Below are 12,035 nucleotides of genomic sequence, written 5' to 3' on the forward strand. Positions count from 1 at the left end.
TCGCCCTAGCCCGTCCGGGTATAATTGGGATAGCCACGTGTCAGAGCAGTCGTCATGAAAAAGTCCAGGCTTGAGACCGTTGTCGAGCACTATCGCGCCACCCGCAGGGACAACTTTGCCGCCAGTCAACGATTGGAAGGCATTAAAACCACCGCAACGGCCGCAAGCAGTCAGGCTCTGTTGCCCAGCAAAGAAACACTGCGTAAGAAGTACATGGCCTCCTCGCGCCAAGGATGAAAGGCAAGTGCGCGGTCCCTGCCGACCCCACGTGTTATCCCGGCACCGCCGTCCTAAAAAAACAAGCTCAACATTGTTGACCCTGATACTTTGGAAGTGGCGGAAGCGGACTTCGCCGCAACTGCAGTGGAATCCATAGAGATTGGCGCACCGCCTTTCGATCTCGATTACCTGCGTAACCTGCATCGCCAACTGTTCGACGAAGTCTACGATTGGGCTGGGTGCCTCAGAACCGTGGATATCGCCAAAGGCGCCACGCGATTCTGCATCGCTAGCCGCATAGAGCCCGAAGCAAATCAATTATTCAACAAGTTGAACTCCACCGATCTAGCCGCTCTGCCGCGCTCGGCACAGATGCGCCTGATCGCGGAGCTCTACGGCGAGCTCAATATGATTCACCCGTTCCGCGAAGGTAACGGCCGCACACAGCGGCTTTTCTTCGAACACTGGTTACTGCTCAACGGGCTGGCAGTCTCCTGGAAGCGCGTCTACGTCGAACCATGGATCGCAGCCTGCATCGCAGCTGTTTCATGTGACTACAGCCCGCTAACCCACCTGTTCGATACGTGCGTCAGTGAGATCGAAGAGCTCTAATGAGACCGAAGAGCTCTTGGTCGATCACACTGACAACTGAGGCGACTTAGTCGTCCCTGAAAAATCCCCTTCAAGCGCCAAGTGCCGTCGGTGACAGCGGCGCGGTACTCAAGGATGACCATCCCATCGCCCGCATCCAGGTACGCAAAAACGCGATCCAGCGCAGCAGCCAGCGCAGGTTGTAGCCGGCCGCGCAGCCGAGCACGTGCAGCGCATCGCCTTGGGCACCTTTCAGCCTGCAGCGACGCAACCGGCAGTCGTCTTTCAGATGTCCGATCACCGGCTCCACCGCCTGCCGTCGCTTGATCCAGCGCCATTGCCGTCGCGTCAGCGTCTTGGCCTTGCCGCGATGCAGGACCTGCACGCCATCGACCTCGCGCCCGCGATCGCCCAGGTCCACGATCGCCACCGTCGGTTCTACGCTCACATCCTGCAGCAACCCGCGTGTCTGCTCCAGCTGCTCGGCCAAGGTATCGCCGTCGTACGGGTTGCCCGGGAAGCTGCGTGCACCCACGACCAATCCCTTGCAGGCAGTGACTGCAATGCCGACCTTGACGCCGAATTCGTACGCTTGACGCGCCTTGCCCTTGCCGATGCATTCCACTTCCGGGGCATGCAATGCGTACAGTTTTTGTTTGTCCTTCGGACGCTGCGTGTACAGCCGTTGCGTACGTTCCAGCCAGACAGCGATGCGCTCGCGCACGCCGGGTTCCACCTGGTCCAGCTTGCGCTCGATATCGCGCAACACCCGCCCCAATACCGTGCGTTGACGTCGCAGGATGCGCCGCATCCGCTTGAACTGGCGCGCATGCGCATACCGATCTGCCTTGCGGCTCAGGGCCGGGCCTTGCCGCGCGTAGCTCTGCCGCAATCCGATGCCGTACCGCTTGGCCAGTAACACCAGCTTCTTGCGTGCCACCTCCAGCAAACGGCTGTCGGTCGGATAGGCGATCGCCTTTTCCTGCACCGTGGTGTCCACGATCACCCGCGACAACTCGCGTGCGTCCACCGCCTGCATCGCATGCGCGGCGTTGATGGTGTGCGCTAACAGCTCTTCCATCCCGGCCTCACCCAGGCGCTACCGCCAGCGCGTCAGCGAGCTGGCATCGCTCGGCAAGCGCGTCTGGAACACGACCTCACCGGTGAAGAACTGCCAGTACGGATTCTCCAGCCAGCGCTCGCACACCGCTTCATCGGACAGGTCGTAGGCGTGTTTGAGGTAGAGCAAACCGGCAATCAGCCGCACCGGCAATGCCGGCCGACCGCCACCGGCCTGGGTGGCCGGCAAGCGCGATGAAAGTGCTTGCTCCAACGCCGTCCACGGCATCTGTTGGCTCAGCCGCGCCAGCGGATGACGCAGATCGATCTGGTTCTCCAGCCGCGAACGAAACAACTCATCGGCAGGCATCTCTTCGGCAGCAGGACGGCGTGTACGCATGGGCGGAAATTGCAAGAAACCAGCCTTCAGCGTAGCGAACACCGGTAGTTTTGGCACGCCGGTGCAGACATCAAGGCCTTGCGGTCGTTGGGTGGTTGGGGTTTTTCAGGGGCGACTCAATATCGATCGCACGCCTGCAGAAATTAAGAGTGGCTCACAAAACGTAGCGAGCAGTCGCCAGGTGGACGCAGCAACCGCAGCGTACGAGGGGTACATGCCGATTCCGAGCGCGGCCCGCGCCCGCCTGGCGGCTGCGCAGCCGTTTTGTTAGCCACTCTTAATCCTTCGTCACACGATTGATCTCAGCCAAGCTCGTCACCCCATGCGCCGCCTTGATCAGCGCCGACTGCCGCAGATCTTTGATACCGATACTCTGCGCCGCCTCGGCGATCTGCATCGCGTTACCGCCTTCCAGCACGATCGCGCCGATCTCGTCGGTCATCGGCATCACCTGGTAGATACCGGTACGGCCCTTATAGCCTTCGGTGCACTCGTCGCAGCCGACCGCTTCGTATAGCTCGATACCGGCAGCGAGCTGCTCTGCAGTGAACCCTTCCGCCAGCAACGCATGCTCGGGCAAGGTCGATTTGCGCTTGCAGTTGCTGCACAACCGCCGCGCCAGGCGCTGCGCAATCACCAAAGTCACCGATGAGGTGATGTTGTAGGGCGCAATGCCCATGTTCATCAAACGCGCGATGGTCTGCGGCGCATCATTGGTGTGCAGCGTCGACAACACCATGTGACCGGTCTGCGCCGCCTTGATCGCAATCTCGGCCGTCTCCAGGTCGCGGATTTCGCCGACCATGATGATGTCCGGATCCTGGCGCAGGAACGAGCGTAGCGCAGCGGCGAAGGTCATGCCGCGCTTGTTGTTCTGCTGCACCTGGTTGACGCCAGGCAGACGGATCTCCACCGGATCCTCGGCCGTGGAGATATTGCGCGTCTCGTCGTTGAGGATGCCCAGCGCCGTATACAACGACACCGTCTTGCCCGAACCGGTCGGCCCGGTCACCAGCACCATCCCGTACGGTTTGTGGATCGCCTCCAGGAACAGCTTCTGCTGGTCCGCCTCATAGCCCAGCTTCTCGATGCCCAGCTTGGCCGCGCTGCCGTCAAGGATACGCAGCACCACCTTCTCGCCGAACAACGTCGGCAAGGTGCTCACACGGAAGTCGATCTGCTTGGTCTTGGACAGGTTGAGCTTGATACGCCCGTCCTGCGGCACCCGCTTCTCGGCGATATCCAGCTGCGACATCACCTTCAGGCGTGCCGCGATGCGCTGGCTCAGTTTCACCGGCGCCTTGGCCACGTTCTTCAGCAGCCCATCGATGCGCAAGCGCACCCGATAGTCGTCCTCATAGGGCTCGAAATGGATGTCGGAGGCTCCCCGCCGGATCGCATCCACCAGCACCTTGTTGACGAACTTCACCACCGGCGTGTCGTCGCCCTTGGCATCGACCCCGGCATCCCCGCCGGCGCCCATGTCCTCGTCACCGGCCGACACGTCCAGGTCGCCCATCCCCTCATCGTCGTCACCGAGCGACGAGCCAAGCGCCGCATTGCTGGCTTGCCACTGCTCCAGGGTGCGACGGATCTGGTCCTCGTCGACCAGGATCGGCTCGACCACCAGGTTGGTATGGAACTTGATGTCGTCCAGCGCCCGGGTCTGGGTCGGGTTGCTCACCCCCACAAACAATCGGTTGCCGCGCTTGAACAGAGGCAGCACCTGGTACTTCTGGAGCAACTCCTCGCTGACCAGCTTGATGGCGTTCTGGCTGGCGTCGAACACCGACACATCCATCAACGGCATACCGAACTCGACTGCGTTGGCGGCAGCGAGCTGGGATGCGGAGACTAATTTTTTCTCGGAGAACCATTGCGGCAGGGGAATCTTGGCTGCCGCAGCCTGGTCCATCGCCGCACGCGCAACAGCTTCCTCAAGTGCGCCATCCTGCACCAAGCGACGCGCGATGCCGGTGATTCCAACCAGATTTGCAGTCGCAATCGCGTTCATCATCCAATTCCGGATATGGCTTGTAGCCTACATTACAACTTACAGATGCGCTTTGAGCTATGCGGACACTTAGCGGCAAGTCGCTGACGAAAAGCGTTCTTTGTCCAGCGCGGGTAAATCGGTACTGCAAGACCAAATGCCATCCGTACTTCTAGCCCATGTGATTTTGAAGCCGTTAATACGGGGGTTCCCGCGTATAGTGCAGTCGATAGCGTGAGCCTGGGAGCCGTCGGAGCCCGGCGCAAGCACACTGATAGCGCTGCAACGACTTGTCGACGTCACTGTTAATCCAATGATCGAGGCAGATGTTAGTGAGCCTCCCTCACCATCATTGATAAGAATTTCGTAACGCGTCTTACCCGGATTAACTTCCGCAAGCCCTGCAGCCAGCTGAGATCGCGCGACATAGATTTGATATCGCGGAGTTGCAATTGCAGCAAGTACTGCAATGATAGCTACTGAAACCATCAACTCCACCAATGTAAAACCTTGCGCACGCATCTCATTCCCCAGCAAACGGTCCTGAGCAAATAAACTCCTAACAACAAAGCCCCGCAATGCGGGGCTTTGTTGAAAACAAAATTAACCCTGGCAGGTTGCCGGTGCATACTTGGGCTTGTCAGTGGCGCTCAAAGTGGTCGAGCAAGTCCACGTACCATCTGCAGCACGCGTCCAAGAGATGCTCTGACCAGCAACCTTAGGACTTGTGTTCAGCAGAGCGCAGGTGATTGCACCAGTCTCGCTCGGGCTCGGAGTGCTAATCGTGCAGCGGGTGGACGTCTTCAGACCGATAAGATCAGGAGTAATCGTGGAAGCCTTACCTTCGTTGACCATGACTTCATACTGAGTTTTACCAGGAGTGATTTCCGCCAGACCTGCAGCGACCTGCGACTTGGCAACATAATTCTGATAAGCAGGGAGAGCAATTGCTGCCAGGATGGCAATGATGGCAACCACGATCATCAGTTCAATCAACGTAAAGCCTTGTTGCTTCTTCATAGGTGTCCCCTAAAATTGTTGAGTTTCGCTCACAAGACCAGCCCCTGTGAGCGCCGCGTAGCGTTTGCCACGTGCAAGGTGCTTAGTAGCAGAATGCGTGCCAAACCTTCAATCCACTACCAAAAGTCCCTCTACCTATGATGCCGGATGTTGGGTTTAAGCAGGAGAAGATATGCACAGAATTGGGACCCGCTCCCAAACGAACCTCCGAAGGTCACTACGTGACGCAATACGTCACCTACTAACAACGCCACTATAGTCATTGGGCTGAAGAGACGGATGCCAGGTATCGCAGAACGGGGTACCATCGCCTTAAGTATCCGCCTGGGGATGGTGGACGGGGATCTCACATGTCAGCAGTGCGTAGTGCAGTCAAGACTAAACCCTCTGTTAAGGCAGAGCAAATGAGCCCGTTTGTATGGGAGGGGACAGACAAACGTGGTGTGAAGATGAAAGGAGAGCAGACTGCCCGAAATGCAAATTTGCTTAAGGCAGAGCTGCGCCGCCAAGGCATCACCCCGCTCGTGGTCAAACCCCGACCCAAGCCTCTGTTCGGCGCGGCGGGCAAGAAGGTCACTCCCAAGGATATTGCCTTTTTCAGTAGACAAATGGCGACGATGATGAAGTCTGGCGTGCCCATTGTTGGTGCGCTGGAGATCATTGGCAGCGGCCAGAAAAATCCACGCATGCGGAATATGGTCGGTCAAGTCCGCACCGACATTGAGGGCGGCTCTTCACTGCATGAAGCCATCAGCAGGCACCCCGTCCAATTCGATGAGCTATATCGAAACCTTGTCAAGGCTGGTGAAGGTGCTGGCGTCTTGGAAACGGTGCTCGATACCATCGCCTCTTACAAAGAGAACATCGAAGCACTGAAAGGTAAGATCAAAAAGGCATTGTTTTATCCTGCTATGGTCATGGCAGTAGCATTGCTTGTCAGCTCCATCCTTTTGATTTGGGTAGTTCCGCAGTTTGAGGATGTCTTTAAAGGATTCGGCGCAGAGCTTCCAGCCTTTACTCAGCTGATCGTGAATGCATCACGCTTCATGGTGGCGTGGTGGTGGGCGCTCTTGGTTGTAGTGGTTGGAGCGATCGCAAGTTTTATTTACGCCTACAAACGCTCTCCCGCAATGCAACACGGCATGGACAGACTGATTCTTAAAGTGCCGATCATCGGTCAAATCATGCACAACAGCGCCATTGCACGTTTTGCGCGGACTACTGCAGTGACGTTCAAAGCCGGCGTACCGCTTGTCGAAGCATTGAGCATTGTGGCTGGCGCAACCGGCAATTCGGTTTATGAGGCTGCTGTGCTTCGCATGCGCGACGACGTCTCAGTAGGCTACCCAGTCAACGTAGCGATGAAGCAGGTCAACCTGTTTCCCCACATGGTGGTGCAGATGACCGCCATCGGCGAAGAGGCCGGCGCCTTGGATGCCATGTTGTTCAAAGTTGCCGAATACTTCGAGCAAGAGGTCAACAACGCCGTCGATGCTCTGAGCAGCCTGATCGAACCCCTGATCATGGTGTTCATTGGTACGATCGTTGGCGGCATGGTCATCGGCATGTACCTGCCCATCTTCAAGCTCGCTTCGGTGGTTGGATAAAACGTAATGGCATTTCTCGACCAGCATCCCGGTCTCGGCTTTCCCGCCGCGGCCGGACTGGGACTGCTGATCGGCAGCTTCCTGAACGTGGTGATCCTGCGCTTGCCCAAGCGCATGGAGTGGCAGTGGCGGCGCGATGCGCGCGAGATCCTGGAGCTGCCGGACATCTACGAGCCGCCGCCGCCAGGAATCGTGGTGGAGCCTTCGCACGACCCAGTCACCGGCGACAAGCTCAAGTGGTGGGAGAACATCCCGCTCTTTAGCTGGCTGATGCTGCGCGGCAAGTCGCGCTACAGCGGCAAGCCGATCTCACTTCAGTACCCATTGGTGGAGTTGCTGACCTCGATCCTGTGCGTGGCCAGCGTCTGGCGGTTCGGCTTCGGCTGGCAGGGCTTTGGCGCGATCGTACTGAGTTGCTTCCTGGTGGCGATGTCGGGCATCGACCTGCGCCACAAGCTGCTGCCGGACCAGCTGACCCTGCCATTGATGTGGCTAGGCTTGGTCGGTTCGATGGACAACCTCTACATGCCGGCCAAGCCCGCCCTGCTGGGCGCCGCGGTGGGCTATGTCTCGCTGTGGACGGTGTGGTGGCTGTTCAAGCAGCTCACCGGCAAGGAAGGCATGGGCCACGGCGACTTCAAGCTGCTGGCTGCGCTCGGCGCCTGGTGCGGGCTGAAAGGCATCCTGCCAATCATCCTGATCTCCTCGCTGGTCGGCGCCATCCTCGGCTCAATCTGGCTGGTGGCCAAGGGCCGCGACCGCGCCACCCCGATCCCGTTCGGCCCTTACCTGGCCATCGCCGGCTGGGTGGTGTTCTTCTGGGGCAACGACCTGGTGGACGGCTACCTGCACTTTGCAGGACTGCGTTGACCGGGGCACGGCAATGAGCGACTTCATCGTCGGCCTCACCGGCGGCATCGCCTCCGGCAAGAGCGCCCTCGCCGCTGAATTCGAAAAGCTGGGCGTGCCGGTCATCGATGCCGATGTCGTTGCGCGGCAGGTGGTGGAGCCCGGGCCAACCCTAGACGCAATAGCCGAGTATTTCGGCAATCAAATCCTGCTTCCGGATGGGACACTGGATCGCCGAGCACTACGCCAACTCATTTTTACCGATACGACGCAGCGGCTAGCACTCGAAGCAATTACTCATCCAGCCATTCGCGCCAAATTGCAAAGTGCGGCGCTCGCTGCGACCGGCCTCTACGCTATTGTGGCAATTCCACTCCTAGCCGAAGCAGGCGGACTGGCAAGCTATCCCTGGCTGGACCGCATCCTCGTCGTTGATGTACCGGTTGCGATGCAACATGCTCGCTTGATGCAACGCGACGGCAGCACACCAGCACTTGCTGATCGGATGATTGCCGCGCAGGCCTCGCGCGAACAGCGCTTGGCCATTGCAGATGATGTCGTGAGCAATTGCGATCAGCTAGAGCTACTGGCAGTGGAAGCACGAAGATTAAATATGCAATTTCGAACGGCAGCGTTAGGAAATTGAATCTTCCACCTTAGAATCCTGACGCAGAATCATGCAGAAAAAATATAAATATATTCGAACTAAAACCAATGTATACTACCGCATTGACCAATCTCTTAGTTAAGAAAAACAAACAGCATCACACTAAACAAACAGCAAGATATCATTACAAGGATGAAGTTGTGCAAAATTCAGAAGGGGCCATCGCACACTTTTTTAGACTCAAGAAGCCTCTCTCAACCCATCACTTACGCTCAGTGATTGTCGCGACTTTCTTGCTTGATTGCTCTTTCCGTATTTTCTGCAAATGCTTCTGCTGCCTACACTCAAGAGGTTTACTCATTATTTCCCGATTCTAACACTCACTATGTTTATGAGGGACACTGTGCAACATGCAGCGAAGCATTTGCGACTTGCGCCGCATTGGCTAACAAGCATGGCTACACGTCTGACCATTGTGGGCATAGTGGCGGCAATACTGCGACGACTGAAGGTCGACTTGGCGGAGGTTGGTTTTGGGAGCAAAACACAATCAAGGCTTTTCCATTCCATCTTTCGATTTTAACATTTGGCGGCGCTGAGCCTCCGCCAAAGCGAAAATCACTTGGAACGCCAGGATGCCCAGAGCAATGCCTAGGGAAGGTCTGAACAACGCACCAGACCTCTAAAATTCGAGCCTGCTGCGTGCCAATAGCGCACAGAGTTGATGCGTACGATACGATTTCTACGGTTTCTTGCGACGTTGGCTCGACGTCCCCCCGCTCTGAGTAGCGGCCGGGTTTAGAGTCCGGGCCTGATGATATCGGTGTTTGTCAGATGTTGGGCATAAGCGGCCGGCGTCATGCCGCCGATTGCTTTTTTGGGTCGGTCCTCGTTGTATTCGCGTCGCCAACGTTCGATCTCGGTGCGTGCATGCAGCAGTGTTGGGAACCAGTGCTCGTTGAGGCATTCGTTGCGTAGTCGGCCGTTGAACGATTCGACGTAGGCGTTCTGGTTCGGTTTGCCCGGCTGGATGAGCCGTAGCTGCACACCACGGGCGTGCGCCCAGGCGACCATCGCCCTGCCGCAAAACTCCTTGCCGTTGTGCCTCGAGGGCAGGCTTCGCGCTCAGTGCGGATCATCTGCGGCAGGCCACGGCTGTGTGCCAGTCGGTCCAGCACGCGCGCAACGCCGTGTCCCGAGATCGCGCGCTCCACGTCGATGGCGACCGCTTCGTGGGTTGCGTCTTCCACGATCACCAGACACTTGGTCACCCGGCCTTCGGCGGTGCGGTCGAACACGAAGTCCATCGACCACACCTGGTTGGCCTGCGATGGCCGCAGCAGCGGTTGACGCTCGCCCACCGGTACTTTTTTGCGCCTGCGGCGCCGGACCTGCAGCTGCTGCTCGCGATACAACCGCTCCACGCGCTTGTAGTTCACGATGCGTCCTTCCTGACGAAGTTTGAGATAGATCATCCCCACGCCATAGCGGCGATGGCGATGCGCCAGCGCAAGAATGCGCTCGCGTAGCTCAACGTTGCGGTCTTCGCACGGGCGATAGCGCAGCGCACTGGCGCTCATGCCGATCGCCGCCAAGGCGCGACGCTCGCTGGCACCGCACCCGATCCACTCGCGCACCAGCGCACGACGCGCCGGTGCGCTCACCACTTTTTTCGCAGCGCATCCTTGATCAGGTCGTTCTCGAACAGCTGCTCGGCCAGCAACTTCTTCAGCCGCGCGTTTTCGGACTCAAGGTCCTTGAGTCGCTTGGCATCGGGCACGCTCATCCCGCCGAACTTGCTGCGCCACAGGTAGTACGAGGCCTCACTGAAGCCATGGCGCCGGCACAGGTCTTTGATCGCCACGCCTGCTTCGGCCTCACGCAGGAAGCCAATGATCTGCTCTTCGGTAAAGCGCTTCTTCACGTCCAATCTCCTCGGGGTAGGGAATTGGACTCCAAACTGAGGCGCTACTCAAAATTGGGGGGACGTCGCCACCGGCGAGACAAGATTCAATGGGTTTTGTTAGACGCTCTTATTCAAAGCGCTTGAGCGCTATGGCAACGGCAAAAAATTTCATAATCTGCAGCGGGAATTTTTGAGTATAGGAGCCTATCTTAGTCGTCCCTGAAAAATCCCCTTCAAGCGCCAAGTGCCGTCGGTGACAGCGGCACGGCGCTCAAGGATGACCATCCCATCGCCCGCATCCAGGCACGCAAAAACGCGATCCAGCGCAGCAGCCAACGCAGGTTGTAGCCGGCCACGCAGCCGAGCACGTGCAGCGCATCGCCTTGGGCACCTTTCAGCCTGCAGCGACGCAACCGGCAGTCGTCTTTCAGATGTCCGATCACCGGCTCCACCGCCTGCCGTCGCTTGATCCAGCGCCATTGCCGTCGCGTCAGCGTCTTGTGCCGTCGCGTCAGCGTCTTAGCCTTGCCGCGATGCAGGACCTGCACGCCATCGACCTCGCGCCCGCGATCGCCCAGGTCCACGATCGCCACCGTCGGTTCTACGCTCACATCCTGCAGCAACCCGCGTGTCTGCTCCAGCTGCTCGGCCAAGGTATCGCCGTCGTACGGGTTGCCCGGGAAGCTGCGCGCACCCACGACCAATCCCTTGCAGGCGGTGACCGCAATGCCGACCTTGACGCCAAATTCGTACGCTTGACGCGCCTTGCCCTTGCCGATGCATTCCACTTCCGGGGCATGCAATGCGTAGAGTTTTTGTTTGTCCTTCGGACGCTGCGTGTACAGCCGTTGCGCACGTTCCAGCCAGACAGCGATGCGCTCGCGCACGCCGATGTTTACCTGATCGAGTTTGCGTTGGATGTCGCGCACGAGCCGTCCCAGCACTGTGCGTTGACGTCGCAGGACGCGCCGCATCCGCTTGAACTGGCACGCATGCGCATACCGACCTGCCTTGCGGCTCAGGGCCGGGCCTTGCCGCGCGTAGCTCTGCCGCAATCCGATGCCGTGCCGCTTGGCCAGTAACACCAGCTTCTTGCGTGCCACCTCCAGCAAACGGCTGTCGGTCGGATAGGCGATCGCCTTTTCCTGCACCGTGGTGTCCACGATCACCCGCGACAACTCGCGTGCGTCCACCGCATGCATAGCATGCGCGGCGTTGATGGTGTGCGCCAGCAGCTCTTCCATCCCGGCCTCACCCAGGCGCTGCCGCCAGCGCGTCAGCGAGCTGGCATCGCACGGCAAGCGCGTCTGGAACACGACCTCACCGGTGAAGAACTGCCAGTACGGATTCTCCAGCCAGCGCTCGCACACCGCTTCATCGGACAGGTCGTAGGCGTGTTTGAGGTAGAGCAAACCGGCAATCAGCCGCACCGGCAATGCCGGCCGACCGCCACCGGCCTGGGTGGCCGGCAAGCGCGATGAAAGTGCTTGCTCCAACGCCGCCCACGGCATCTGTTGGCTCAGTCGCGCCAGCGGATGACGCAGATCGATCTGGTTCTCCAGCCGCGAACGAAACAACTCGTCGGCGGGTCTGTCTTCGGCAGCAGGACGGCGTGTACGCATGGGCGGAAATTGCAAGAAACCAGCCTTCAGCGTAGCGAACACTGGTAGTTCTGGCACGCCGGTGCAGACATCAAGGCCTTGCGGTCGTTGGGTGGTTGGGGGTTTTCAGGGGCGACTATTTAAATTCTCCACTTCTGGACAGAGAAAAATAGTCGAACGCGC

At 58.7% G+C, this 12,035-nt stretch carries 9 protein-coding genes, 1 other RNA gene and 2 pseudogenes; 5 read left to right on the forward strand and 7 right to left on the reverse strand.

Annotated elements, in window-relative coordinates; all coding sequences use genetic code 11:
• The first annotated feature begins 54 nt into the window (after positions 1-54).
• Together PD885_RS15925 and PD885_RS15930 are read left to right on the forward strand one after the other, a co-directional pair.
• A complete protein-coding gene (locus PD885_RS15925) occupies positions 55-237 on the forward strand; it encodes a YhfG family protein (RefSeq protein ID WP_002812262.1) in 183 nt (60 codons plus the stop codon).
• 96 nt (positions 238-333) lie between these two features.
• Entirely contained in the window at positions 334-831 is a 498-nt protein-coding gene (locus PD885_RS15930) for a Fic/DOC family protein (RefSeq protein ID WP_231892748.1), read from the forward strand.
• A 70-nt stretch (positions 832-901) separates the two neighbouring features.
• Here PD885_RS15930 and PD885_RS15935 read toward each other — a convergent pair.
• From PD885_RS15935 to PD885_RS15955, 5 genes and pseudogenes are all read right to left on the reverse strand, one after another.
• Positions 902-2,269, reverse strand: a pseudogene (locus PD885_RS15935) (IS5 family transposase).
• 151 nt (positions 2,270-2,420) lie between these two features.
• Positions 2,421-2,485: non-coding RNA, sX9 sRNA (locus PD885_RS15940), on the reverse strand.
• Positions 2,486-2,546: 61 nt separating this feature from the next.
• Complete coding sequence (pilB, locus tag PD885_RS15945) at positions 2,547-4,283, reverse strand: type IV-A pilus assembly ATPase PilB (RefSeq protein WP_002812268.1); 1,737 nt, start codon at positions 4,281-4,283, stop codon at positions 2,547-2,549.
• A 69-nt stretch (positions 4,284-4,352) separates the two neighbouring features.
• Positions 4,353-4,784: a pilin gene (locus PD885_RS15950; protein WP_040762952.1), complete on the reverse strand. Its 432-nt coding sequence runs from the start codon at positions 4,782-4,784 to the stop codon at positions 4,353-4,355.
• A gap of 81 nt (positions 4,785-4,865) precedes the next feature.
• The gene (locus PD885_RS15955) at positions 4,866-5,282 is read right to left on the reverse strand and encodes a pilin (protein ID WP_002812272.1); all 417 of its coding nucleotides are present in this window, start codon (positions 5,280-5,282) and stop codon (positions 4,866-4,868) included.
• A gap of 350 nt (positions 5,283-5,632) precedes the next feature.
• Here PD885_RS15955 and PD885_RS15960 point away from each other — a divergent pair, with 350 nt between their 5' ends.
• From PD885_RS15960 to coaE, 3 genes are read left to right on the forward strand one after another with little or no spacing between them, the layout of a single operon-like run.
• Entirely contained in the window at positions 5,633-6,889 is a 1,257-nt protein-coding gene (locus PD885_RS15960; protein WP_040762949.1) for a type II secretion system F family protein, read from the forward strand.
• A gap of 6 nt (positions 6,890-6,895) precedes the next feature.
• Entirely contained in the window at positions 6,896-7,759 is an 864-nt protein-coding gene (locus tag PD885_RS15965; protein ID WP_002812278.1) for a prepilin peptidase, read from the forward strand.
• Positions 7,760-7,772: 13 nt separating this feature from the next.
• Complete coding sequence (gene coaE, locus PD885_RS15970; RefSeq protein WP_002812280.1) at positions 7,773-8,384, forward strand: dephospho-CoA kinase; 612 nt, start codon at positions 7,773-7,775, stop codon at positions 8,382-8,384.
• A gap of 759 nt (positions 8,385-9,143) precedes the next feature.
• Here the strand turns inward: coaE and PD885_RS15975 are convergent.
• Both PD885_RS15975 and PD885_RS15980 read right to left on the reverse strand, forming a co-directional pair.
• Positions 9,144-10,269: pseudogene (locus PD885_RS15975) on the reverse strand (IS3 family transposase).
• Positions 10,270-10,484: 215 nt separating this feature from the next.
• A complete protein-coding gene (locus PD885_RS15980; protein WP_088056987.1) occupies positions 10,485-11,873 on the reverse strand; it encodes an IS5 family transposase in 1,389 nt (462 codons plus the stop codon).
• Between the last annotated feature and the right edge of the window lie 162 nt (positions 11,874-12,035).

It is taken from the genome of Xanthomonas fragariae (genome assembly GCF_900183975.1).
GTDB classification, from domain to species: domain Bacteria; phylum Pseudomonadota; class Gammaproteobacteria; order Xanthomonadales; family Xanthomonadaceae; genus Xanthomonas; species Xanthomonas fragariae.